Source organism: Pseudenhygromyxa sp. WMMC2535 (assembly GCF_011083025.2).
The window spans coordinates 6,335,091-6,358,670 of record NZ_JABJWV010000001.1; the positions used below are offsets into that span (position 1 = coordinate 6,335,091).

24 protein-coding genes are annotated in these 23,580 nt (G+C 70.4%); 14 read left to right on the forward strand and 10 right to left on the reverse strand.

Going from position 1 to position 23,580, the window contains the following annotated elements; all coding sequences use genetic code 11:
• Nucleotides 1-43: 43 nt before the first annotated feature.
• Both G6O69_RS24515 and G6O69_RS24520 read left to right on the forward strand, forming a co-directional pair.
• On the forward strand, nt 44-1,159 hold the full coding sequence (locus tag G6O69_RS24515; protein ID WP_172305937.1) for a HupE/UreJ family protein: 1,116 nt from the start codon (nt 44-46) through the stop codon (nt 1,157-1,159).
• A 23-nt stretch (nt 1,160-1,182) separates the two neighbouring features.
• Entirely contained in the window at nt 1,183-3,075 is a 1,893-nt protein-coding gene (locus tag G6O69_RS24520; RefSeq protein WP_172305938.1) for a DUF3604 domain-containing protein, read from the forward strand.
• Between the two features lie 69 nt (nt 3,076-3,144).
• Here G6O69_RS24520 and G6O69_RS24525 read toward each other — a convergent pair whose 3' ends face one another.
• Complete coding sequence (locus G6O69_RS24525; protein WP_172305939.1) at nt 3,145-3,300, reverse strand: hypothetical protein; 156 nt, start codon at nt 3,298-3,300, stop codon at nt 3,145-3,147.
• 286 nt (nt 3,301-3,586) lie between these two features.
• On the opposite strand from G6O69_RS24525, the gene G6O69_RS24530 reads away from it, so the two are divergent.
• On the forward strand, nt 3,587-3,829 hold the full coding sequence (locus tag G6O69_RS24530; protein ID WP_172305940.1) for a hypothetical protein: 243 nt from the start codon (nt 3,587-3,589) through the stop codon (nt 3,827-3,829).
• A 50-nt stretch (nt 3,830-3,879) separates the two neighbouring features.
• The gene (locus G6O69_RS40540) at nt 3,880-4,713 is read left to right on the forward strand and encodes a Smr/MutS family protein (RefSeq protein ID WP_255215866.1); all 834 of its coding nucleotides are present in this window, start codon (nt 3,880-3,882) and stop codon (nt 4,711-4,713) included.
• 58 nt (nt 4,714-4,771) lie between these two features.
• Here G6O69_RS40540 and G6O69_RS24540 read toward each other — a convergent pair whose 3' ends face one another.
• From G6O69_RS24540 to G6O69_RS24555, 4 genes are all read right to left on the reverse strand, one after another.
• Complete coding sequence (locus G6O69_RS24540) at nt 4,772-5,446, reverse strand: DUF4291 domain-containing protein (RefSeq protein ID WP_255215867.1); 675 nt, start codon at nt 5,444-5,446, stop codon at nt 4,772-4,774.
• Nucleotides 5,443-6,246, reverse strand: coding sequence for a lysophospholipid acyltransferase family protein (locus G6O69_RS24545; RefSeq protein WP_172305941.1), 804 nt, complete (start codon nt 6,244-6,246; stop codon nt 5,443-5,445). The genes G6O69_RS24540 and G6O69_RS24545 overlap by 4 nt, the downstream gene beginning before the upstream one ends.
• 3 nt (nt 6,247-6,249) lie before the next feature.
• The gene (locus tag G6O69_RS24550) at nt 6,250-7,362 is read right to left on the reverse strand and encodes a hypothetical protein (RefSeq protein WP_172305942.1); all 1,113 of its coding nucleotides are present in this window, start codon (nt 7,360-7,362) and stop codon (nt 6,250-6,252) included.
• Between the two features lie 95 nt (nt 7,363-7,457).
• Nucleotides 7,458-8,009: a thioredoxin family protein gene (locus G6O69_RS24555; RefSeq protein ID WP_255215868.1), complete on the reverse strand. Its 552-nt coding sequence runs from the start codon at nt 8,007-8,009 to the stop codon at nt 7,458-7,460.
• A 56-nt stretch (nt 8,010-8,065) separates the two neighbouring features.
• Here G6O69_RS24555 and G6O69_RS24560 point away from each other — a divergent pair, with 56 nt between their 5' ends.
• The 7 genes from G6O69_RS24560 to asnB all read left to right on the forward strand — a co-directional run bounded on the left by G6O69_RS24560 (nt 8,066) and on the right by asnB (nt 15,263).
• Complete coding sequence (locus G6O69_RS24560; protein ID WP_172305943.1) at nt 8,066-8,977, forward strand: alpha/beta fold hydrolase; 912 nt, start codon at nt 8,066-8,068, stop codon at nt 8,975-8,977.
• Nucleotides 8,974-9,744 (forward strand): ketopantoate reductase C-terminal domain-containing protein, encoded by a 771-nt coding sequence (locus G6O69_RS24565; protein WP_172305944.1) that lies wholly within the window; start codon nt 8,974-8,976, stop codon nt 9,742-9,744. Before G6O69_RS24560 ends, G6O69_RS24565 begins: the two co-directional genes overlap by 4 nt.
• 205 nt (nt 9,745-9,949) lie before the next feature.
• A complete protein-coding gene (locus tag G6O69_RS24570; RefSeq protein WP_176397061.1) occupies nt 9,950-10,558 on the forward strand; it encodes a hypothetical protein in 609 nt (202 codons plus the stop codon).
• Between the two features lie 3 nt (nt 10,559-10,561).
• A complete protein-coding gene (locus G6O69_RS24575; RefSeq protein ID WP_172305946.1) occupies nt 10,562-12,019 on the forward strand; it encodes an urea transporter in 1,458 nt (485 codons plus the stop codon).
• Nucleotides 12,016-12,141 carry a hypothetical protein gene (locus G6O69_RS40545; RefSeq protein ID WP_255215869.1) on the forward strand — a complete coding sequence of 42 codons (126 nt, stop codon included), beginning with the start codon at nt 12,016-12,018 and terminating at the stop codon, nt 12,139-12,141. Before G6O69_RS24575 ends, G6O69_RS40545 begins: the two co-directional genes overlap by 4 nt.
• Nucleotides 12,135-13,217 carry an aspartate carbamoyltransferase gene (locus tag G6O69_RS24580; protein WP_172305947.1) on the forward strand — a complete coding sequence of 361 codons (1,083 nt, stop codon included), beginning with the start codon at nt 12,135-12,137 and terminating at the stop codon, nt 13,215-13,217. The genes G6O69_RS40545 and G6O69_RS24580 overlap by 7 nt, the downstream gene beginning before the upstream one ends.
• A gap of 54 nt (nt 13,218-13,271) precedes the next feature.
• Nucleotides 13,272-15,263: an asparagine synthase (glutamine-hydrolyzing) gene (gene asnB / locus G6O69_RS24585; RefSeq protein ID WP_172305948.1), complete on the forward strand. Its 1,992-nt coding sequence runs from the start codon at nt 13,272-13,274 to the stop codon at nt 15,261-15,263.
• 123 nt (nt 15,264-15,386) lie between these two features.
• On the opposite strand, the gene G6O69_RS24590 is transcribed toward asnB, so the two are convergent.
• Nucleotides 15,387-16,061, reverse strand: coding sequence for an isochorismatase family cysteine hydrolase (locus G6O69_RS24590; RefSeq protein WP_346017153.1), 675 nt, complete (start codon nt 16,059-16,061; stop codon nt 15,387-15,389).
• 149 nt (nt 16,062-16,210) lie between these two features.
• Nucleotides 16,211-17,560 (reverse strand): Zn-dependent hydrolase, encoded by a 1,350-nt coding sequence (locus G6O69_RS24595; RefSeq protein WP_172305949.1) that lies wholly within the window; start codon nt 17,558-17,560, stop codon nt 16,211-16,213.
• Between G6O69_RS24595 and G6O69_RS24600 the strand changes: the two genes are divergently transcribed.
• From G6O69_RS24600 to G6O69_RS24610, 3 genes are all read left to right on the forward strand, one after another.
• Nucleotides 17,559-18,209: a lysoplasmalogenase gene (locus tag G6O69_RS24600; RefSeq protein ID WP_172305950.1), complete on the forward strand. Its 651-nt coding sequence runs from the start codon at nt 17,559-17,561 to the stop codon at nt 18,207-18,209. The two genes, G6O69_RS24595 and G6O69_RS24600, sit on opposite strands and share 2 nt — an antisense overlap.
• A gap of 171 nt (nt 18,210-18,380) precedes the next feature.
• Nucleotides 18,381-20,003, forward strand: a complete 1,623-nt coding sequence (locus G6O69_RS24605; RefSeq protein WP_172305951.1) for a hypothetical protein — start codon at nt 18,381-18,383, stop codon at nt 20,001-20,003.
• Nucleotides 20,004-20,158: 155 nt separating this feature from the next.
• The gene (locus tag G6O69_RS24610; protein WP_176397062.1) at nt 20,159-20,785 is read left to right on the forward strand and encodes a hypothetical protein; all 627 of its coding nucleotides are present in this window, start codon (nt 20,159-20,161) and stop codon (nt 20,783-20,785) included.
• Nucleotides 20,786-20,833: 48 nt separating this feature from the next.
• Here G6O69_RS24610 and G6O69_RS24615 read toward each other — a convergent pair whose 3' ends face one another.
• The 3 genes from G6O69_RS24615 to G6O69_RS24625 all read right to left on the reverse strand — a co-directional run bounded on the left by G6O69_RS24615 (nt 20,834) and on the right by G6O69_RS24625 (nt 23,543).
• The gene (locus G6O69_RS24615; RefSeq protein ID WP_172305952.1) at nt 20,834-21,904 is read right to left on the reverse strand and encodes a XylR N-terminal domain-containing protein; all 1,071 of its coding nucleotides are present in this window, start codon (nt 21,902-21,904) and stop codon (nt 20,834-20,836) included.
• 2 nt (nt 21,905-21,906) lie between these two features.
• Nucleotides 21,907-22,413: a hypothetical protein gene (locus G6O69_RS24620; RefSeq protein ID WP_172305953.1), complete on the reverse strand. Its 507-nt coding sequence runs from the start codon at nt 22,411-22,413 to the stop codon at nt 21,907-21,909.
• A 152-nt stretch (nt 22,414-22,565) separates the two neighbouring features.
• Nucleotides 22,566-23,543 carry a DUF2461 domain-containing protein gene (locus G6O69_RS24625; protein WP_217909906.1) on the reverse strand — a complete coding sequence of 326 codons (978 nt, stop codon included), beginning with the start codon at nt 23,541-23,543 and terminating at the stop codon, nt 22,566-22,568.
• Between the last annotated feature and the right edge of the window lie 37 nt (nt 23,544-23,580).

The window sequence follows — 23,580 nt, forward strand, 5'->3', positions numbered from 1 at the left end:
CAGGTTCGCCGGGTCCACGCGTTGGCGCCCTGGCGCACGCGCCTTGCTCGCCCTGTTGCTGCCCTTGCTCGCCGCCGTGGCGGTCGCCCTCGGCTTGGGCCAAGACGCGCGCGCCCACGAGTTTCGCCCCGCGATCTTGCGCGTGGTCGAGCGCCCCGGTGCCGGGGGCCGCTTCGACCTGCGCCTGGTCGCCCCCCGCCTGTCGAGCGCCGGCCCGATCGCCGCGGGCGAGCTGCGTCCGTTGGTGCCCGAGCACTGCGGCCTCGAGGCGCGCGGTGACCAGGACGCGCGAGCCGTGAACGAGCGCTTCGTCCTCGACTGCGGCGCGCGCGGCCTCGTCGGCGCCCTGGGGGTCGAGGGCCTCGAGCGCCACCCGGTCGACGTCGTCGTCGATCTGCGCTTCGCCGACGGGACCGCGCTGACCACCGTGCTCGGCCCCGACGCGCCGAGCCTCGAGCTTGGCGAGGACGCGGCCCCCGCTCAGGGGGTCTTCGCGCGCTACCTGGGCGTGGGCGTCGAACACATCTTGCTGGGCTTCGACCACCTGCTCTTCGTGCTCGGCTTGGTGCTCCTCGTCGGCGCGCGTTCGTCTTCGACGGGATCCCGCGCGGGGGCTGGTCGGGGCCGCTGGGCGCCGCTGCTGTGGACGGTGACCGCCTTCACCCTCGCCCACAGCATGACCCTGGCGGCCTCGACCCTCGGGCTGTGGACCTTGCCGAGCCCGCCCGTGGAGGCCGTCATCGCCCTGTCGATCCTGCTCCTCGCCCGCGAGCTCGCCCAGGCCGCGCGCGACCCCCAGGCCGCGCGCGAGACCTGTCCGCGCGAGACCTGGACGTGGCGCTTCCCCTGGCTGGTGGCCTTTGGCTTCGGCCTGCTCCACGGCTTTGGCTTCGCGGGGGCCCTGGCCGAGATCGGCCTGCCCGCCACGCAGCTGCCCGCGGCCTTGCTGGCCTTCAACCTCGGCGTCGAGCTCGGTCAGCTCGCCGTGGTCGCCGCGCTGATCGCAGGCTTTTTTGGCCTGCGCCGCCTCGCAGATGCGCTCTTTGGGGCCCACCAGACCGAGAAATTGGCGCTCGGGGCCAAAATCGCCCTGGTCTGGGCCATGGGCGCCCTGGCCTCGGCGTGGACCTTCGAGCGGGTGCTCGGCTTTTGGTCGTGAGCGAGCTTGGGCACACTGGGGCCATGCGCGCGCGTCCCATCACCCCCGCCCTCGCGGCCCTGCTCGCCCTCGCGGCGTGTCGGCCCGAGGCCGAGCCCGATCCCTTCGCCGACGCGCGCGAGGCCTGCAGCGACCACAACGAGCTGCGCAACGTCTACTTCGGCGACCTCCACGTTCACACCAGCTACTCCTTCGACGCCTACGTCAACGAGGTCCGCGTCGATCCCTTCGCCGCCTACGACTTCGCCCGCGGGGCGGCCGTGGACATCCCCGACGATCAGGGCGGCGTGCAGAGCCTCCAGATCGATCGCCCCCTCGACTTCGCCGCGGTCACCGATCACGGCGAGTACCTCGGCGAGGTCGCGGCCTGCGTGGATCCCAGCTCCTCGGCCTACGACAGCGAGCTGTGCGTGGGCATGCGCGAGGGCGACGTCGCCGTGATGGTCCAGTGGGGCCTGCTGCTCGGCTCGTCATCACCCAACCGACCGAGCACGATCTGTGACAGCGCCGACTGCCCGAGCTACCTCGACGACGCCTGGGGGCGGACCCAGCAGGCCGCCGAAGAAGCCTACGATCGCAGCGCCGCGTGCAGCTTCACCAGCTTCGTCGGCTACGAGTGGTCCGGGGCCAAGGCCCTGTCCAACCTCCACCGCAACGTCATCTTTCGCAACGCCACGGTCCCGGCGCTGCCGAGCTCGCACTTCGAGGAGCCCGACTTCTGGGGGCTGTGGCGAGCGCTGAAGCGCGACTGCATCGACGGCCTGCGCGGCTGTGACGTGCTGGCGATCCCGCACAACTCGAACTGGTCCAACGGCAACATGTTCGTGGTCGAGTATCCCGAGGGCGACCAGGTCGAGCTCGCGGGCCTGCGCGCCGAGCTCGAGCCGCTGATCGAGGTCTTCCAACACAAGGGCGACAGCGAGTGCATGAACGGCCTGTCGGGGATCTTGGGCGAGCCCGACGAGCTGTGCGACTTCGAGAAGCTGCGCACCGGCGAGTTTGAAGACTGCCTCGATGGAACCGGCAGCCAGGGGATGGTCAACGGCGGCTGCGTGTCTCGGGTCGACTTCGTGCGCGGGATCCTGCTCGCCGGCCTGGAGGAGGAGGCGCGCCTGGGCGTGAACCCCTACAAGCTCGGGCTGATGGCCAGCACCGACACCCACAACGGCACCCCCGGGGCCGTGGCCGAGGACCGCTTCGCGGGGCACTTTGGCAGCGTCGAAGGCGGTCCGCAGGCCAGGCTCACCGGCGCCGCGCCGGGCGGCCCGCAAAACTCTCCGGGCGGGCTGATCGCCGTGTGGGCCGAAGAAAACAGCCGCAACGCGATCTTCGACGCGATGCGTCGGCGCGAGACCTACGGCACCTCTGGCCCGCGCATGGCCGTGCGCTTCTTTGGCGGCTGGGACTATCCCGAGGACATGTGCGGGCAGGCGGACCTGGTCGAGGCGGGCTACGCCGGGGGCGTGCCCATGGGCGGCGACCTGCCCGAGGCCCCGGCCGGTGCAGACGCTCCGGTGTTCGTGGTCTCGGCGCTCAAGGATCCTGGCACCGAGACCACGCCCGGCGCCGACCTCGAGCGCGCGCAGATCATCAAGGGCTGGATCGACGCCGAGGGCGAGCAGCACATCGAGGTCTTCGATGTCGCCGGCGAGGTCGGCGACGCGAGCGTGGACACCCAGACCTGCGAGCGCAGCGGCAGCGGATCGAGCTCGCTTTGCGCCGTGTGGCGCGACCCCGACTTCGATCCCAGCGAGCGGGCCTGGTATTACGCCCGCGTGGTCGAGGTCCCGTCTTGCCGCTGGAGCACCCGCGACTGCAACGCCCTCGAGGCGGCGGGCGAGGAGCTTCCGACCGCCTGCGAGACGGCGCCGGAGCTGATCCAGGAGCGCGCCTGGACCAGCCCCGTGTGGTTTTGAGCCGCAACCAATTGAAGAGCCCGCGCCTCCTCGAGGAGAGCGCGGGCTCGCTTGCTATTTAGCGCATCGCTAGCGCTTTTTGCCCTCGACCTGGCTGCGGCGGGTGGGCACCGCGAGCTGGCGAATGGGGTTGTTGCGCTCCTCGACGATCCGGACCACTTCTGCGGCTGCAGGCAAGATGGTGGCGGATGCGACGGTGATGGCGGCTGCAATGGTGATGAACATGATCTTGTCTCTCCTGTCTCCCTCGTCCTCGGCGGTTCGCAACTCAGACCCACCATGAATATTTCCCGGCTTCAGAAAAAAGCCGCGCGTGGTCGTGAGTCCGCACCGCCCGAGCCGTGAAACATCGGGGGGAGCCGGTCGTACTCGCGCGACCCGACCCGACCCTGATGGCGCCGGCATCGCTGAGCTGCCCCCGTGGTGGCCCGAGATGGCGACCTGATACCCGTCTCGGCGGCTTCTCGCGCCCAGGTTTGCGCGATGGTGACAGCCTGCTAAGTGTGGCGCGATGCCTCAGACGACCCCCATGGCGCTCACCGGTGTCTCGACCGAAGCGCTCGAGAAGCTCCTTCGCCACCTCTACCGCAACGAGATCGAGGCGCCGTTCACCCCGGTCAACCTCTCGCTCGTCGGCATGCAGTACGCGACCGAGATGCTCATGCAGTCCCTGCGCGGCCTCGATCAGGCGGGCGTCCGCGCCGTGCTCGTGGCGGTGATCGCCGAGCGCCGCGCGCAGGAGTCCAGGCCGTGAGCTCGGCCGGGCAGGGTCGCTCGCGCGGTGCCCAACGCTGGAGCTGAGCGATGGGCGGCGAGGAGGGGCTGGCTCGCCTGCGCGCCTGGGCCTCGGCCGTGGGCGTCGACTGGCGCGAGGACGAGGCCGCGCTGGCCTTTCCCGCCGGGCGAGCGCCGGCGATCGTGCGCGTCGCCATCGAGAGGGAGGGAGAGAGCGAGGGCGGACATGTGTACGCCCGATTCGAGGGCTGGCGCGAGCGCTTCGAGCTCGGCGAAGACCTCGGCCCCGAGCGCGACGAAGACAGCCGCGAGGAGGCCCTGGATCTGCTCGTGGACTTCGTCGCGGCCGCGCTCTTTGGCGAGCTGCGGGTCGTCGAGCGCCGGCGCGGCGACCGGCTGCGCCGCAGCCTCGAGGTCCTGGTCGCGGGGCGCTGGCGACGCTACCGCAGCGAGGGCGAGCTCGGCTTGCTCGCGGGCCTCGCCGAGCGCCTGGGCAAGGTCGAGGTCATCCGTCGCCAGCCGACGCCGCCCCTGACCCGCCCGCAGGCCGTGGCCAAGGCCGAGCCCGCGGGTCTGTCGGCGGCGCCCTGGGCCGGCGCCGCGGGCCTCGATCACACCCGCCCGCCGGCCGAGCTCGACATGGACGGCGAGCTCGACTTGCACAATTTTTCACCCAAGGAGGTCGCGCCCCTCGTGCGCGAGGCCATCGCGGTCTGCCGCGCGCGGGGAATCCTGGACATGCGGGTGGTGCATGGAAAGGGCAAGGGGGTGCTTCGGCGTACGGTTCATGCGTTGCTCGACAAGCACCCCGGGGTGGAGAGCTATCGCCTGGGCGGGCAAGGCGAGGGCGGTTGGGGAGCGACGATGGTCCGGCTGCGGCCTCCCGGCGCCGACTCGGGCTGAGTTGGCGGCAATGGTGGCGACCCGCGCGTCGTTGGGGCTTTGGAGCGGGGGGAGATGCTCACGGCCAGTCCGAGAGCTTCAGCCGCTCGCGGGTCTGCGCGGACTCGACTGGATAGACCTTCTCGTCCGGCACGAACAACTGATTCAGACGACGGCCCGTGACGAAGGTGCGCTGCTCCGCGACGAATTTGGAGATGTCGCGGATCGAGACTGTCGCCTGGTCTGCCATCTGCCGGAGCGCCGGGCCGCGCAAGCCGAGCTGGAGGGCGCGCCGATCCACGGGCGCGCCGCTCGGGTGATGGTCGGGGTCCCACTGGATCCTGACCGTCGAAGCCTTGACCTGCGCCTGCCACTCGGACTTCGAGTCATAGATGTCGTGCTGATAGGAGGATGGGACACAGCTCGCCAGCAGGCCGTCGAAGAAGTCTCGGCGGAGCTGCAAAGCCAACGTGACCTCCTGGCTCTTCTTGGTGCCCCAGCCCGAGCGGTACATCATCCACAGGAAGTTCGGCTTGATCCAGCTCATGCGATCGAAGCTGAACCCGCCTCTCCCGAGCTTGCCGTCTTCGGCGGCCGCGTGGCCGATCGCCGGAGCGTAGGCTTGATAGACGATGATGGTCTCGGCGTCGTAGCTGGCCAGGATGTGCCGCCCGTCTCGCGGCCATCGAGACGATAGCTCGCTGTATGCTTCGTGTCGCCAGATCGAGTCGGTCATTGTCGTGTTCGTCTTCATGCTCGTCGACCCTCGAGGGCGTGCTGGCGGGCCTCGTCGACGAGGACCTGAACCTGGGCGCGCAGCGTCTCGGCCAGCGCCGCCGCGCGGGCGGCCTTGCCCGAGAAGCGCTGGACCTCGCCCACGCGCATGACCACCGGCGTGCGCGGGCGGCTGGCGATGGCCTGGGCGTGGGCGACGAAGCTGTCCTCGACGTACTCACAGCCCGGCGGGTAGGCCAGGCCGACGGGGACGAAGTCCACGTCGAGGCCGCGGGTCGCCACGAAGGCGCCGGCGTTGAAGGGGCGGACCTCGTCGCCGGCGAAGGTGGTGCCCTCGGGGAAGATGTTGACGGTCCGCCCGCGCTGGAGCTGGGCCCGGATCGCCCGGATCGCCTGGGCGCCGCTGTGTTGGTTGTCGCGCTCGACGAAGATCGTCTGGGCCTTTTGGGCGGCGAGGCCGAGCAGCGGCCAGTCCTCGAGGTCGGCGCGGCTGAGCACGGAGCCGCCGAAGTGGGTCAGCAAGATCGGGATGTCGACGGCCGAGCGGTGGTTGCTGATGACCATGCGCGGGCCGGCGCTGGCGGGCGGGAGCGCGCCGACGATCTCGACGTCGATGGCGTTCATCGTCAAGATCGCGCCGGTCCAGGTCCGCATGTAGCGTTCGAAGAGCTGGTCTTGGCGGGTGCCGGGGCCGAGCTTGCGATCGACGGCCTTGTGGGCCTCGGCTGCGCCGAGCATCAGCGCGGTCCAGGCGATCAGCCCGGCGCCGCGGGCCGGCGCGCGCAGGTTGTCACGCAGCTGCTTCGCCAGCTTGGGCATGGCTCAGCGTCCCCGGAGGTAGACGAAGAGGAAGGCGATCGCGGCGATCAGCAAGATGCCGCCGATGATCGCCAGGGCGATCTTGGTCTTGCTCCACGGCCGCTCGCCGGTCGCCTCGCCGGTGCGGGCGTTGACCACGAAGCGGTAGACCTGGTCCTCGTAGCGGAAGCTCGACAGCCACAGCGGGAGCAAGAAGAGCTTGAAGGTGGTGTCCTCGTAGTCGGTCGACTTGCCGTGGATGCGCTGGTGGTCGCCGCCGATGTCGTGGCGGATGGCCTGGTCGACGCGCGGGCCCATCTTGTGCTTGGCGGCCTCGTAGCCGCTGGGCAGGTCCAAGGAGGCGCGCTCGGCCATGAAGCCGCTGAGGAAGCCGGGGTCGAAGGGGCGCAGATCGTGGAGGTCCCAGGGCTCGAGCTCGTCGACGAGGGCCGCGGGCAGGGAGGTGGAGCCGCAGACCAGGACGTCGTCGAAGTGCACGCTGACCCGGCCGCTGACGTTGGACCAGCGGGTCTTTGTGACCTCGCGGGTCTGGGTGTTGCCCTCGGAGTCGGTGTAGGTCTCCGTCACGGTGTAGTCGTCGCCGCGCTCGCCCCGGTAGCGGGTGAAGGTCTGGGCGTCGAAGGTGTAGTAGGGCAGGTAGACCCCGTCCATGCGCGCGCGCTTGGCCCGGTCGGCGAGGTCGTTGGGCGCGAACCACCGGCTGGTGATCCACTCCTTGAATTGCTCGCCGGCCTTGGCCTGATCGACGGCGAAGGGCAGCACGCTCTCGGGCACGATCATCGCCCGGTCCTCCTCGATGGGGACGACCACGGGGGAGTCGCAAAATGGGCAGGCGCTGGCCTGGCCGGTGACCACGGTGATCGCTCCGCAGCCGCTGCACTGGATCTCGTGGCCGCCCTGGGCGAGCTCGCTGACGGGGCGCTGGGCGAGCTGGCGCAGCGCGGTCTCGAGGTCGCGCTCTTCGACGCGGCCGGCCTCTGGCTTGGCGATGGTCTGGCTGTGGCCGCAGTAGGGGCACTGGAGCTGATCGCTGCCAGGGGTGAAGTGGAGCTTGGCGCCGCAGGACTCGCAGGGGAACTCCTGGTGGGCGCCGGCTTGGGCCTGTACACCGGTCATGCGCGGCCGATCTTAGTGGGTGCGGCGGGTCTCCGAAAGGCCGCAGGTGACCGTACTCGCGAGCAGGTGCGCGAGCGGGGGAGGGCGCTGGGGCGTCAGGGGGTCGCGGCCAGCAGGCTCTCGAGGCGCCCGCGGATGTTCTCGGCGGCCTCGGGCCCCTTGATCCCGCCCTCCATGCGCGCGCTCCCGCAGTGACCGTCGGGCCCGGGGAGGGCGAACAGGGGGATCAGCTTGGAGCGGCAGCCGGCGGCCGTGAGCCGCTCGCGGTCGCGGTCGAGGTCGAACTCCAGCAGGCGAAGATCGGGGAAGACCTCGTCGTAGCGCCCGGCCTCGACGGCTTCATGAAAGGCCTGGCAGGGCTCGCACCAGCTCGCGCCCACGTAGACGAGCAGGCGCTGGCCGGCGGCGCTGGTCCGCTCGCGCTCGGCGAGGACGAGGGCCGCGACCTCGCCCTCTTCGGGCGCGAGCACGAATTCGGGGCCGGCGTTCGGGCGTGACGTGGCGGCGACCGAGGCCGGGGCTGGCTCGGATTGGTCACTGGTCTGGGGCGGGGCCGGGCAGCCGGTGCCGAGCATGGCCAGGGCGAGGCAGGGCAGGGCCCGAGAAGCGGCGCCGAGGGCGGTGCTGAGAGGCGTTTGCGAGGCCATGGCGGGCGAGTGTAGCCGGCGTTTCGCCCGTGGGCGCCATGTGCTAACCGTTCGTCATGGACGATCTCGCGTTCTTTCCACCGGAGACGCAGACTTTCGTGGGCTGTCTGTTCTCTGGGCTGCGCATGCGCTGGTACGAGCGCGGTCCTCAGGACGCGCCGGTGGTCCTGTGCCTCCACGGCTTCCCCGAGCTCGCGGTCAGCTGGCGCGAGCAGCTCGCGGGGCTCTCGGATCGCTACCGGGTCATCGCCCCGGACATGCGCGGCTACGGGGGCACGGACGCGCCGCCGCGGGTCCGCGACTACGACATGGATCTGCTGGTCCGCGACGTCGTCGAGCTGATCGACGCGGTCGGCGTGGACAAGGTCCACCTCGTCGGCCACGACTGGGGCGGCGCCGTGGCCTGGGCGGTCGCTCAACACCACGGCGAGCGTCTGCACAGCCTCAGCGTGCTCAACTGTCCGCCGGCACAGCTCCTGGTCAAGGAGTTTCGCCGCCTCGAGCAGCTCCGGCGCAGCTGGTACATGTTCTTCTTCCAGCTGCCCTTCTTGCCCGAGCGCGTGTTCACCCGCGATCCCGAGGCCAAGGTCCGCGAGCTCTTCCACGACGCGGCCTACAATCCCGAGCCCTTCACCACCGAGCGCATGCGCCCCTACGTGCGCCAGCTTCGTGAGCGCGGGCTGCCGGGGCTCAACTACTACCGCGCGGCCCTGCGCCGGCTGCCGCGGCCGCTGGCGTCCATCGAGGTGCCCACGCGGTTGATCTGGGGCCTGCAAGACCACGCCCTCGGGCCGTGGTTCGCCGAGCCCGAGCGCTACACCAGCTGGATCCGCGACTTCGATCGCGTGCTCATCGATGCGGCCGGGCACTGGGTCAACCAGGAGGCCGCGGCGCAGGTCAACGCGGCGCTGCGCGAGCACTTCGAGCGGGTCACCGGGGTCGAGGACGACGAAGCGGGGGCCGCGTGAGCGTGTTGGTGATTGGCGCGGGGCGCATTGGCACGGCCCTGGCAAAACGCGATCCCTCGCGCTTCTCGCTGATCGACCGCAGCTCGGGTTGGGAGCAGCTCGCGGGCGAGGCCGGCGATCCGGTGCTGCTCGCGGTCCGCAACGACGACCTGCCAGCGGTGCTCGAGCGCGTGCCGGCGGCGCGGCGCGAGGATCTGGTGTTCGTGCAAAATGGCATGCTGCGGCCGTGGTTGGCCGAGCAGGGGCTCTCGGGTTGTACGCGGGGGCTGCTCTTCATGGCCGTGCCCTCGCGCGGGGCGGCGATCGAGCCCGGCGGCGAGAGCCCTTTTTGCGGCCCGCGGGCGCAGGCCGTGGTCGAGGCGTTCACGGCCTGCGGTCTGCCGGCCGAGGTCGTCGACGAGGAGGTCTTCGCGGGCGTCGAGCTCGAGAAGCTGCTGTGGAATTGCGTGTTCGGCCTGTGCTGCGAGGCCTTCGCGTGCGACGTGGGCAGGGTCGTCCGTGAGCACGCCGACGTGCTCGCGGCCGTGGTCGCCGAGCTTCAGGCGGTGGGCGAGGCCGAGCTCGGCGTGGAGCTCGAGCCGGGGCCCTTGCTCCAGCGCCTGCGCGACTACAGCCTGTCGATCTCCAGCTACCGCGGCGCCGTCAAAGAGTGGGCGTGGCGAAACGGCTGGTTCGTGGACGTGGCCGCGCGCCGCGGGCTGGCCACGCCGGTCCACGATCGCCTGCTCGCTCGTGTGGGTCGCGGGCCGGGCTCGGCGTCGCGCTGACACCCGAGCGCCCCGATTCGCAGGCGCGAGCAGACGCGATCGCGCGGCCGTTGCAGCGCTGAGACCTCGCCGACGCGGCGCCGCCATTTGAGCCGGCAGCGCCCAAATGTTATCAGGAGGCACGGCTTGGCGCGGATCGTGTCGAGTCGAGTGTGGCGCCTGCTCTTCGCGGTCGCGCCGCGCGTCAGCGCCCCACGCGACTCCAATGCGCGCAACGTCCCCAATCGGGGCCCGTCGATCTCTCTCGACGTGGCCCGGCTTCGCCATTGCGGCGCTGCTGTGCTCGATCTGCCTGCCCGGCGCGAGCGCAGGCGCGGCGCCGCGCCCTGATCCCGCCTCGGCTCCGGAGGCGCCCCAGATGGTCGGAGAGGCCACGCTGGAGTCGGGCAACGGCGCGGCGCTGCTGCGCTGGGCGCTCGCTCGCGACGAGGAGGGGGAGGGGGAGGGGGACGTCTACGAGTACGAGCTCCAGGAGTCGGGCTCGCCGGAGTTCTCGGCGCCGACGCTGCGCTACCGCGGGACGATGCCGAGCTGGTACGTCTCGGGCCGCCTCGACGGTCGCAGCTGGTTTCGCGTCCGCGGCCGGCCGTGGGCGGAGGGCCAGGACCAAAAACACGGCCAAAACCAGTGGAGCGAGTGGTCCGAGGCGCAGGTCCTGGTCGTCGCGCACCACGACCTGCGCCTGGCGCTGGCGCTCTTTGGCCTCGGGGCGCTGGTCTTCGTGGCCACCGCGGGCACGGTGCTGGTCTCGTCCAGGACGGCCGGTGGGACTGATGGCGGTGGAGCTGGTGGATCCGAAGGAGAGGGGTGTTGAGTCATGGATAGCCGCGTCGCGATCTTGTCTCCAAGCCTGGGCTGGGCGCTGATCGCCGGCTTCGCGCTGCTGTGGCTGGCGCTCGGCTGGTGGTGGGGCCGCAAGGGCGCGTCCCTCGACGGCTTCATGCTCGCCAACCGCAACGTCGGCCTCGCCCTCGGCGCGGCCACGGCGGTCGCGACCTGGATCACCTCCAACACCACCATGCTCGCCCCGCAGCTCGCCCTCGAGATGGGCGTGTGGGGCATGCTCTCCTACGCTACGGCGTCCATCGGCCTGCTGCTCTTCGCGCCCATGGCCAAGCGGATCCGCGCGCTGATGCCCCAGGGCTACACCAGCGCCGAGTTCGTGCGCCTGCGCTTCGGCAAGACCGCGTGGGTGGTCTTCCTGATCATCTCGCTCTTCTACGCGCTGACCTGGCTGGTCTCCATGGGCATGGCCGGCGGGCTGCTGCTCGAGGCCCTGGCGGGGATCCCCTACCACCTCGGCATGACCGTGATCTTGGCGGTCTGCGTCGGCTACACCGTGGTCGGGGGTCTGCACGCGGTGATCGGCACCGACTTCATCCAGAGCCTGATCGTGCTCGTGGGCGTGGTCGTGGTCGTGATCGCGGTGCTCGCTCGCGTCGATCCTCAGGCCGTCCACGCGGCGCTGCTCGACTCGCGCCCGGCGCTGCTCGACGTGCTCTTCCCGGCCGCGCTGATGTCCGTGTTCAACGGGCTGCTCTTCGGCCTCGGCGAGATTTTTCATAGCAACGTGTGGTGGAGCCGGGCGCTGGCCATGCGCGAGGGCGTGGGTCAGCGCGCCTACGCCCTGGCTGGGCTGATCTGGTTGCCGGTGCCGATCCTCGCCGGCTTCCTGGGCCTGGCGGCGGCGAGCCTGGACGTGCCCATCGTCCGCCCCGACATGGTCGGCCCGCTGCTCGCCGCGGAGCTGCTCGGCAGCGCCGGCGCGGTCTTGGTGTTCGTGGTCGTGTTCGCCTCGCTGGCCTCGAGCATCGACAGCCTGCTGGCGGCGACCTCCGACCTGGTGGTCCACGACGTGATCCACGGGCTTGTCCTGCGCGGGCGCAGCGACCTCGGTCACCAGCGCCGCCACGCGGCGTGGGCGATCGTCGGCCTCGGCGTGCTGACCTGGCTGCTGTGCCTGCCCAAGGTCGGCACCCTGGCCACGGTGCTCTTCTTCGCCGGGCCGCTGGTCGGGAGCACGATCTGGCCGATCCTCGCGGGCCTCTACTGGCGCCGCGCCAACCCGCGGGCGGCGACCTGGGGGATGATCGTCGGGAGCCTGGTCGGCCTGGGCTGCTATCTGTTCGTGGGCTGGTACACCGGCGCGCTGGTCGGGACGAGCGTCTCGCTGGTCGTCGTCGCAATCGGCACCAAGCTCGCCCCGCGCGAGGACTTCGAGTGGTCGGCGCTGACTGACCGCGACGCCCTGGCCGAGCCGGAGGCCGCGCCATGACCCAGTTCTCCGCGTCGCTGATCGCCGCGCTGATCTATGTCGGCCTGGGCGTGTGCGTCCTGGGCATCTCGATCTTGCTCGTGCTGCTGGTGCGAGACTGGAAGGACGACGAACTATGGTGAAGTTGCCCAGGCCCGCGAGGGCCCTCAACAGCAAGGGGCGGGTGCTCGATCCGCGGGCGCTGCTGGCCGCCGGCGCCAACAAGATCGACTTCGAGCGGCTCGAGGCCCTGGCCGGGCGCAGCCTGCTCGAGGTCGGTGACCTCGACCTGGCCACAATCCACGAGCTGTGCAAGTTCGCGGCCCTGCTCGAGCTGACCGAGATCGCTCGCCACCGCCCGCTGGCCGGCAAGCTGATCATCACCGCCTTCTTCGAGGCCAGCACGCGCACGCGCCTGTCCTTCGAGAGCGCGGCCGCCCGCCTCGACGCCCGGGTGCTCAGCGTCCCGGACGGCAAGGTCACGGGCGTGGCCAAGGGCGAGTCGCTGGCCGACATCGGCGAGATGTTCAACAGCTACGGGGATCTGGTGGTCATGCGCCACCCCCGGGTCAGCGCCCTCGACGAGATCCGCACCAACTTGACCCGCCCGCTGCTCAACGCCGGCAACGGCACCGGCGAGCACCCGACCCAGGCGCTGCTCGACTGGTACTGCCTGTTCAAGTGGCGGCCGGAGCTCATGGACCTCGGCCTCGCCGCCGACCGGCGCCTGCACCTGGGCATCATCGGCACGCCGGCGAGCATGCGAGCGGTGCGCAGCTTCTTGCTGCTCGCCCTGGCCCAGCCCCACGCCGTGGCCAAGATCAGCCTGCTCAGCGAGAGCGCGCGCCCGCTCGACGACAGCCTGGTCGCGGCCGTGGCCGCCAGCGAGGTCGAGCTCGAGATCTCGAGCTCGGGCCTCGACGAGGTCCTGCCCAGCCTCGACGCGATCTACATGAACTCCATCGCCTTGCTCGGCGGCAGCTATGAAGAGCTCGACCAGCGCTTCTCGCTGCGCGGGGACAGCCCCTTCGCGGCCAAGGCCGTGGTCCTGCACCCGCTGGCGCGCAAGGCCGAGCTCGACGTCAGCCTCGACGACACCGAGCACAACCTCTACTTCGCCCAGGCGGCCGGCGCGGTGTTCCTGCGCCAGGCCGTCTTGATCAGCTTGCTGGGCGCCATCGATCGGGTGCCAGCCGGGGTCCACTACCTGGCCTCCTGAGCGCCGATCGCTGCGCGCTTCGACATTCGACATTCGACAGAAAGACGAGCGACTATGTGTGGAATCGTTGGTTATTGGCGCCCCGAGGGTCTCGAGGCGCACGCCCGCGCCAACCTCGGCGCGATGATGGACCTGCTCGAGCACCGCGGCCCCGACGGCCGCGGTCAGCACCTCGATCCGCAGACCGGGCTGGCCATGGGCCACACCCGGCTGACGATCATCGACCTGCACACCGGCGACCAGCCGCTGTCCACGGCCGACGGCAAGGTCCTGCTCACGAGCAACAGCGAGTTTTATGACTTCAAGGCGATCCGCGCGCGGCTGTGCTGCGAAGGCGAGCGCTTTGCGACCAAGACCGACGCCGAGATCGCCCTGGCGCTCTACCGCCGCCACGGCCTCGACTTCGTCGAGCACCTGCGCGGGGAGTTTGCCTTCGCGCTGTGGGACGCCGTCGAGCAGCGCCTGGTCCTGGTCCGCGACCGCTTCGGGGTCAAGCCGCTGTACATCCACCAGACCGAGCGCGCGGTCTACTGGGGCTCCGAGGTCAAGGCGGTGCTGCGTCACCCCGAGGTGCCCCGGCGCCTCGATCACCGCGCGGCCCTGCACCAGCTGATGCAGACCATGGTCCCGGGGAGCACCGCCTTCGAGGGCATCGAGGCCGTCCGTCCCGGGCACATGCTGATCTTCCGGCGCGGCGGCGACGGTCGCCTCGAGCGTGACGAGCGGATCTACTGGGACGTGAACTTCCCCTCGGCCAAGGAGCGCAGCGGCCACGGCGGGTCGCAGGAGTGGATCACCGGGACCCGCGATCGCCTGGTCGACGCCGTGCGCGTGCGCCTCGAGGCCGACGTGCCCGTGGGCTGCTACCTGTCCGGCGGCATCGACTCGTGCTCGATCCTCGGCATGGCTACGGCCATGCAGCAGTCGCCGGTCAAGGCCTACACGATCAGCTTCGACGACGACGCCTACGACGAGTCGTCGATCGCCGCCGAGATGGCGAGGGCGACCGGGGCCGAGCAGGAGGTCCTCCACCTGCGCGCCCGCGAGCTCTACGGCGGCTACTTCTCGCGGGTGGTCTGGCACGCCGAGCGGACCTTCTACAACACCTTGTCCGTGGCCAAGTGGCACATGAGCCGGCGCGTGCGCGAGTCCGGCTACAAGACCGTGATCACCGGCGAAGGCAGCGACGAGCTGTTCACCGGTTACCCCTTCTTCAAGAAGGACCTGTTCCTGCACGGGGCCCGCGAACTCGGGGAGCACAGCGCGGGCTTCGACGAGCTGCGCACCAAGATGCAGGCCAGCAACAAGGTGTTCGAGGGGGCGATCCTCGCCGAGCAGCAGACCGAGCACGCGGCCTGGAACGAGCTGGTCGGGTTCACGCCCTCGTGGATCCAGCCGTGGATGCTGACCCTGGCCCAGGCGCGCCCGCTGCTGGCCCCGGCCCTGCGCGAGGAGCTTGCCGACTACGATCCGCTCGCGGAGATCGCCGCGCGCATCGACCCCGCCCAGCTCGAGGGCCGCCACCTGCTCGATCGCGTGCAGTACACGTGGATCAAGACCATGCTCGAGGGCCAGATCCTGACCTGGGGTGGCGACCGCGTCGACATGGCCAACTCCATGGAGTCGCGGCCGGCGTTCCTGGATCACCACGTTGCCGAGTTCGCGCGGATGATCCCGCCGGAGTACCGGGTCCACGGCGCGACCGAGAAGTGGGTGCTGCGCGAGGCCATGCGCGGGATCTTGCCCAAGGTGCTCTACGAGCGCGAGAAGTTCGCGTTCATGGCTCCGCCGAGCAACACCGATCCGATCAAGCGCGCGGCCGTCGACTCGCTGATCGAGCGCCACGCCTCGCGCGACGCCCTCGCCGAGGCGGGGATCTTCGACGTGGACCGGACCACGGCGCTGTTCGAGCGCAGCGCCAAGACCTCGGCCGACGACCGCGCGAGCGGGGTCCGGGAGGACATCTTGATCAACCACGTGCTCGGGCTGCAGATCCTCCACCAGGAGTTCGTGGCCCAGGTCCCGCGCGTCCCCGCGGCGCCCTGAGCTCGAGGTCTGGCGACAAAAAACGACGCGCGCAGGCTCGGCCGGCGCGCGTCGTTTTTGTTCGCGCGGTCGAGGTCGCGCCGAGCGGGGGGAGGGGAGAGCGGGGGGAGGGGAGAGCCGGGCTCAGCGGGCGGCTGGCTGGACCCGCGAGCTCGAGACCTCGTCGATCACCTCGGCGGCGGTCCGCACCCGGGCGTAGCGATCCTCGAGCACGGTGATCGCGTTGCGCTGGAGCTTGCGGCTGACCGTGGCGCAGCCGTCCTCGATCAGCGTGATGTCGAAGCCGAGGTCGCAGCCGTCGCGGACCGTGGTCGACACGCACTCGTTGGTGTAGACGCCGACCACGTAGAGCGCGGTGATCCCCAGGTTGGACAGGAGGTAGCGGGCGTTGGTCGAGGTGAACAGGCCGCTGGCGGTCTTGTTGATGATGATCTCGTCGCCCTGGGGCGCGACCTCGGGCAGGAACTCGGCCTCCTTGGAGCCCGGCGGGGCGTGGAGCTCGAGGCGCTTGTGCCCGGGGCTGCGCTCGCGGCCGTCGCGGGTCAGCGACTGGATGCGGGCGTGGATGACCTCGAGGCCGTTGGCGCGAAAGCAGGTCTGGAGCGCGTGGACGTTGGGCAGCACGACCCGCTCGAGGCGCTCGAAGTAATAGTCCTGGGCCTCGGGCGAGGCGGCCTCGGGGCGGCCCGGCGCGAACACGCCGCAGTCGCGGGCCGCGTCGAGGTACTGCATGTCGATGCACAAGAGCGCGGCGTGGCGGTGGGCCACGGAGGCGCGCGGGCGCTCGCTGTCGGCGATCGTCTCGCGGTAGTGACCGACGAGGGGATCGGCCTCGACCACGTTGGGGTCGAAGTTGCGATCGACGTAGGCCTCGAAGGCGGCCTCGCTCTCGCCGAGGCCGTCCTCGGGGCGCTCGCTCGAGTCGGGGGAGGGGGGCTGATCTGCGCTCACGATGCTGGAGTATGGATCGCGCAGGCGAGCTCCGCGAGCACGCGCAGGGCGACGTTGGCTCCGGCCTCGATGTCCTCCCACGCCGTCCACTCCGCCGCCGAGTGGCTCATGCCCTGCAAGCTGGGCACGAAGATCATGCCCACGCGGGTCAGCTTGGCCATGATCTGCGCGTCATGAACGGCGCCGCTGGGCATGCGCAACTTGCGATAGTCGAGGGACTCGGCGGCGGCGTCGATGCGATCGACGAGGCCGGGATCGCAGGCCACCGGCTCGATCTGGCTGAGCACCTCGAACTCGAACATCAGGCCGTGGCGGCGGGCGATGGCCGAGAGCGAGCGGCGCATGGCCTCGGCGAGCTCGCGCAGGATCTGGGGATCGGGATCGCGGACGTCGAGCGAGCAGATCGCCGCGCCGGGGACGGTGTTGGCCGAGCCGGGCTGGAGCTCGACGCGGCCGATGGTCGCGCGGCTTTGCGGAGAGCCGTTCTCGTCGAGCAGGCGCGGGAGCGCGGCCGCGAATTCGACGACGCCGGTGAAGGCGTCGTTGCGCATGTCCATGGGCGTGGTCCCGGCGTGGTTGGGGGTGCCGAGCATGCGGATCTCCCACTTGAACAGCCCGGTGATCGCCTCGACCACGCCGATGGTCGCGCCGCGGCGCTCGAGCACGGGGCCCTGCTCGATGTGCAGCTCGAGGTAAGCGAGCAGCGACTCGGGCCGGCGCCGGGCCTGGAGGGCGTCCATGGCGTCGAGGCCGTGGGCGGCCATGGCCTCGACGAGGCTGACGCCCTCGAGGTCGCGGGCCTTGTGCAGCTTGCCCGGGCTGAGCTGGCCGGCGATCGCCTGCGAGCCCAGCAGCCCGCCGAAGCGGCCCTCCTCGTCGCTGAAGGCCACGCTCTCGAGCGGGTGCTTCAGCGGGTAGTCGAGCTCCCGCAGCCGGCGTAGACACTCGAGCCCGACGAGCACGCCGAGGGCCCCGTCGAGCGGCCCGCCGCTGGGGACGGTGTCGATGTGCGAGCCGACCATCACGCTCGGGCTGCCGTCCCAGCCCAGGCGCGCGTGGAGGTTGGCGGCGCCGTCTTGGTGGGCCTCGAGGCCCGCGTCTTCGATGCGCTCTCGCAGCCACGCGCGGGCCTGCATGTCGGCGGGGCTGAAGGCGCGCCGGGAGATGCTGCGATCGCTCTGGCGCCCGATGGCGGAGAGCGCCTCGATGTCGGCGCGCAGGCGGGGGAAGTCGACGCGGGCTTCATGGAGCGGGAGCGAGGCCACGCCAGATCCTACACGCCCACGAGTTGCACCGCGGGCCGCCGGGCCGCCTGGATCTGCCTGGATCCTGATAGGCTCGGCCATGGCTTCGACCCTCGCCGAGATCTGGGTTGCGATGACACTCGTGGCGCTCGGGCTGCACCTGTGGGCAGAGCAGCGCCGCTGGTCCGTCGCGATCGCGGTGACCAAGCTGATCGCGTCGACGGGGTTTTTGCTGACGGCCCACGCCGTCGGAGCGCTCGACCACGGCTGGAGCCGCTGGCTCTTCGTTGGCCTGTGCCTGTCGTGGGTCGGCGACGCCTGCCTGCTCAGCCGCGCGCGCCCGGCCTTCCTCGGCGGCCTCGTCGCCTTCTTGCTCGGGCACGTCGCCTACTGCCTCGCGTTTTGGCGCTACGGCGTCGACGCCAGCGTCGCGCTGACCATGGTCCCACCACTGCTCGCATGCGCGTCCCTGATCGAGCGCTGGCTGCGGCCCGGACTGGACACTGCCATGCGAGGTCCGGTCCTGGCCTACATCGTGGTGATCTCGACGATGCTCGCCCTCGCGGTGGGCGCCTGGTGGGCGGGGGCCTCGCATCTGCTGTTGATCGGCGCGCTGTCGTTTTATCTGTCCGATCTCTTCGTCGCGCGTGATCGCTTCGTCCGCGAGGAATTCTTCAATCGCCTGTGCGGTCTGCCAGCCTACTACCTGGGCCAAATATGCCTGGCCCTCGCCGTCCTGGGCCTGCGCTAGCGAGCACGGGGATCTGCGGCGATCTGTGGTGGCGTTCAGCTGTACACCCGCCGAGCGGTCTGGCTCACGCGTCGTGCACGGTGCCCTCACAGGCGGCCAGCCTTGCCGGCGGCTGCGAAAAGCCGCAACCTCGACGGCCTGGGGCCCGCAGCGCGGGCCACTTTGATGCGCATGTCTTCGCCGCAAGCGAAACCTTGGGACGTCGAGAGCCTGGAGGCCGATCAGGTCTGGGAGGGTCGTCCGGCGATCTACGAGCAGGTCCGCCAGGCAGCCGAGGGGCTGGACGCCGAGGCGCCGCTGACCGAGATCTCCCTCTCGGACGACGAGCAGCACCGCAAGGGCGGGCTGCGCTGGGCGGCGGGGGCCCTCGACGGGGTCATGGGTCACCACGCCCAGGCCGACGATGAGCGCCTGCGCGCCAAGCAGATCGTCAAGGCGCTGCGCGACCTGCTGGCCGAGTCCTCTCCGGCCAACCTCGCGCACCTCACCCGGCTGCTCGTCCGCGCGCCCGTGCTCGGGGTCCTCGACGACGTGCTCTCGGAGCTCGTCTCGGGCGGCGAGCTCGACCCGGACCGCTTCCACGAGCTCGCCTTGCTGCTGGTCCAGCGCGCCCCCGACCGCGAGATCGTCAAGGTCGGCATCAGCATGATCGGCGTGCTCGTCGGCTGCGACGAGCGCGAGACCTTGCTGACCATCGGGCGCCACGAGGAGTTCACGCTCTACGCGGCGGTGGCGATCGCCGGGACCGTCGACGACCCCGAGCACGCGCTGTGGCAGCTCGCCCGCAGCGTCCGCGGCTGGGGTCGGATCCACGCGGTCGAGCGCCTGGCCGACACCGTCGATCCCGAGATTCGCGGCTGGATGCTGCGCGAGGGCTACCACAACGAGATCATGGACGAGTACCTGGCCCACACCTGCGCGGTGTCCGGGGACCTCGTCGGCGCGCTCGAGGCCGACATCGTCGACGACGCGCTGCTCGACGGCGCCGCGGGCCTGTTCGCGGCCATGCTCAACGGCGGACCGGCCGAGGACATCGAGGACTACCAGCAGGCCCCGCAGGCCGCCGAGGCCTACCTGCGCCACCTCAGCCGCAGGCCCGCGCACCGCAGCTTGGACCTGCGCCACCTGCTGGTCGCCGAGCAGCTGCGCGAGTTCATCGGCCCCGTGGGCGACGACCTCGAGGAGGACGAGACCCTGCGCGAGCTCGGCTGGACGCTGGAGATCCGCAGCAGCGTCCTCGACATGTGTGCGCAGACGGCCGAGCGCTCCGAGTGGCGCCCGCAGGTGCTCGAGGGCCTCGAGGCCGAGGACCCCGGCCGCTTCCACCAGGCCGACGCCGCCGCGCAGCTGCTGGGCATCGACGCCTGGCCGCACCACCTGCACCGCGTCGAGGCCGACCCCTGTCGCTCGCCCTCGTGGTTTCGCCTGGTCCAGACCGAGGACCCCGAGCGCTTCGAGACGGTGCTGAGCCTGGCCATGGCCAACCTGCCCCTCGAGGAGATCGCCACGGGTCCGGCCGAAGAGACCGGCCTGGGCCCGGAGTTCGACGTCCACGACACCCTGCTCGTGGTCGTCCACGCCCTGGTCGACAAGCCCGGGCGCGGCGTCGAGCTGATCGCCGCGGCCCTGCGCTCGCCGGTGACCCGGGTGCGCCGCGGCGCGCTGCGGGTGCTCTCGGCCTGGGGCGACAGCCTCGAGCAGGTCAGCGAGCTGCTCGAGCGGGCCGCCGAAGAAGAGCCCGACGAGGAGCTCGCGGCGGACATCGGCAAGGTGCTCGCCGAGGCTCGGGCCTAGCTTGGGCCTAGCTTGGGTCTGGATCCGGTCTGGGTGCGAGCGGGAGCCGTCGCGCTCGCCCGATCTGCGGGAGTGCGATGGCTCTCCACGATCAATCGTGAATCATGCGCATTTTCAATTGACCTGTTCATGTATTCGGTGGCAGATCCTGCCCCATGCGCACAACGCGAATTCTCTCATCTTTGCTGCTCTCCTGCGCGATGCTCGTGGCCTGCGGCAAGTCCGAGGACAAGCCCGCCGAGGACGCGAAGAAGGCCGACGAGCCCGCGAAGGCCGAGGCCGGCAAGGACGCCGAGGCGCCCGCGGAGGAGCCGGTCGAGGAGGCCCCCAAGGCCCCGGCCATGGTCGACATGGCGATCGAGCCGTGGGGCGTGACCCTGAAGGTCCCCGAGGGCGCCAAGCTGGGCGAGCTCGAGGACGGCGGCGGCGAGGTGGCCGACACCGTCAACATCGACGCGGAGGACGCCTGCGGCGTGGAGATCGAGCTCTACCGCCACGCGAAGACCGACACGATCGTCGAGGAGATGTTCAAGAACACGACCGGGCCCTCGGGCAACAAGGACGACCAGTTCCCGGTCAAGGACAAGACCGACGAGGGCTACACCGTCAAGCACTCGTGGGTGATCCCCCTGGGCGACACCATGTGGTCCGTGGAGGTCGGCAAGGTCGTGGGCGATCACTTCGTCATGTGTGGCGCGGGCTCCTTCGGCGTCGAGGAGGCCGCGGCCAACTGCGCCCTCGAGGCGTGCAAGACCCTGGTCCCGGCGACCGCTGGGGAGTGAGCGCGAGGCCGGCCCCGAGCAGGCGAGCGCAGGCTCGCGGCTCGGGGCTCAGCGCCGCGCCTGAAGGTGGCGGATGCCGTCTTGCAGGGTCTGGCAGGTGCGCAGGCCGACGATGTCGATCTGATGATCGACCAGAGCGCGGGCGAGGGCCCGGGAGATGCCGGTCATGACCAGCTCGGCGCCGAGCAGGCGGGTGGAGCGAGCCATGCTCATCAGGTGGCGGATGCCCTCGACCTGCCCGCAGCGGCTGTCGCTCTCCTCCATCATGCCCGTGACGTCGAGGATGACGCCGCGCGTGGCCTGGGCGGCGATCGCCTGGAGCAGCTTCTCGGTGATGCTGCGCATGCGCCCGTCGTCGAGGGTCCCGATGATCGGCACGACCAAGATGCCGTCGGCGACCTGGAGCAGCGGCGCGGTCAGGCGCTCGATGGCCTGCTCTTGCTCGCGGACCAGGGCGCGCTCCTCGGCCAGCTGATCGGAGAGCACCTGGGTCAAGCTGGTGCTGGTGTCCTCGAACACCCGCTTCCAAAATCGCGCCTCGGGGCCGACGAAGTCCGCGTAGGGCAGGGTCTCGAACTCGCAGTGATCGTCGCCCCGGGCCACGCAGCGGCTCTCGATGGTCAGCAGCTGCTCGCCGGTCACCGCGGTGATCCAGCCCGTGGAGTAGCCGACCAGGTGCCAGCACGCGGGGAGCTTGGCGCGGCCAAACAGGCGCAGCTGGCTCTCGGCCTCGGGCGAGCCGAAGCAGCGCACGTGCATGTAGGTGTGCTCGGCGTCGTGACCCTTGGCCTCGAGCTCGAGGGCCTGGAGCTCGAAGCGGCCGTAGCCGCTGGCGGCGAGGACCTCGAGCTGGGCCTCCACGGCCGCGCGCGGGCTGGCGAAGGCGAGCTCCTGGGAGAGCAGCTGGGCGTCGTGGAAGCCGGCCTGGCGCCCGGCCTGGGCGACGATCGCCCGGGCGAGGGGCTCACCGACCTGCTGGATCAGCTGCCGGCGCAGCATGTCGGCGGTGACGTGGCTGTGGAGCACCGCCCGCGAGCCCGCGAAGCGTAGGCCGCGTGCGGGGGACGAGGCTTTGATCGCCAGATGATCGCTGGCCGCGTGCGGTCGAGGGTCGGCCATGCTCAGCCCTCGGCGCGGTAGCGGATCTCGAAGCGGCAGGCGTCGGCGCCCTTGCGACGGCACTCGGCGTGGGCGACCGAGGCGTCCTCGGCCCCGTAGCGCAGCGCGACCTCGTAGAACAGCCCCTCTTGCAAGATGCAGTTGAAGCTCGCGGTGTAGCGCACGGCGACGAAGCCCGGGCGTGACTCGACCAGCTCGAACTTGCCGATCGCCGGCTTGCACAGGCTCTCGTGGCCGACCTGGGCGTGGGCGATGGCGTCGGGGATGGTCTCGATCTCCGGCGGGAATGTGGTGTCCATGACGACCTTGGCCATGCGTCGACCCGCGCGCATGAACGCGTACACGCCGAGGCGCTGCTCGAGGTAGTCACACAGCTCGAGGTAGAAGGACAGGGGGTAGGGCTGGTCGGGCTCGATCTTGTCGAGCTCGTGCCTGCGCGGGAAGTCGGCGAGCAGGGCGTCGCGGTTGTGAAGCGCGTCGATGATCGCCAGGCTGATGGACCCCAACATGTGGGGCTCGGTTTTCGTAGATTCGTCGCTCACACCAACTCGCGAATGACCTCATTGTCCAACTGCCGAGCGAGTCGTGCAATTCAAATCGAGGCTCGGGTCGCCAGCCGTCGCGGGGGGTAGCGACCCGACCTCGGTGACCGGGCGCGGCCTCAAAAAGGTACGTCCATGGCCGCGCACAAGAAGGCCATGTAGCGCTTGCTGGCGGCGTAGCGCTCGGCGACGCGCTCGACGGCGCGCGGGCTCATGAGATCGGCGAGGCTCAGGTCGCACTTGGCGAGGTGATCCTTACGCTTTAGATCCTCGATCATCGGATGCGCGGGATCGTAGCCCCGGGGGGCGCGCGACAGGCTCTCTCCGGCCAGGCTCCAGTGTGCGCGAAATGCCGACGCGTCGCGAGCTGCGACCCAGGCCTTGGCGCGGTCGCTGATCTTCGCGCGGATCGCCGCGAGGGCCTCGCGGTCGGGGTGCCAGGCCCCCGCGCCCAAGAACACACCCTCGGTGTCGACGTGGAAATAAAAGCCCGGAGCGTGCACGTCCTTGCCCGCGGCGTGGCGAAATTGGATGCCGAGGTTGGTCTTGTAGGGGGACTTGTCGCCCGAGAAGCGGACGTCGCGATGAATGCGCATCAGCGAGCCGCCGACCTTTTTGTCGATGGCGGTCATGTGCGGGCTGATCGCGCGAATCTCGGGGGCCATGGCGCGGATGAAGGCCAGGGCTGGGCCGCGGACCTGCTCCTCGTAGCGGGCTTTGTTGGCGGCGAACCACTCGCGGTCGTTATTGACCGAGAGCTCGGCGAGGAATTCGAATAGGCCGGGGCCAAAGCCAGCGAAGTCTCCCGGCGCGCTCGGCGTTGACCGGAGATTCCGCCTGGAACGCTTCTTCTTTGTGGCGTTTTTAGTGCCACTTTGCGCGGTGCGCTCTTTTGAGGCTTTGTTGTTTGTCGTGGTCTTTTGGGCGGCTGTCTTCTTGGCAGCTTTCTTCTTGGCAGGCGCCTTTTGGGCGGCCTTCTTCTTGACGGCTTTCTTCTTGGCAGCCGGCTTGGCTCGCTTTTTGGCGGCTGTCTTCTTGGCAGCTGTCTTCTTGGCTCGCTTCTTGGCGACCTCTCGATTGCGCGCAGCGGTAGGCATGGGGGTGCTCCTCCTGCCCCGATGGTGCCCCAACTCC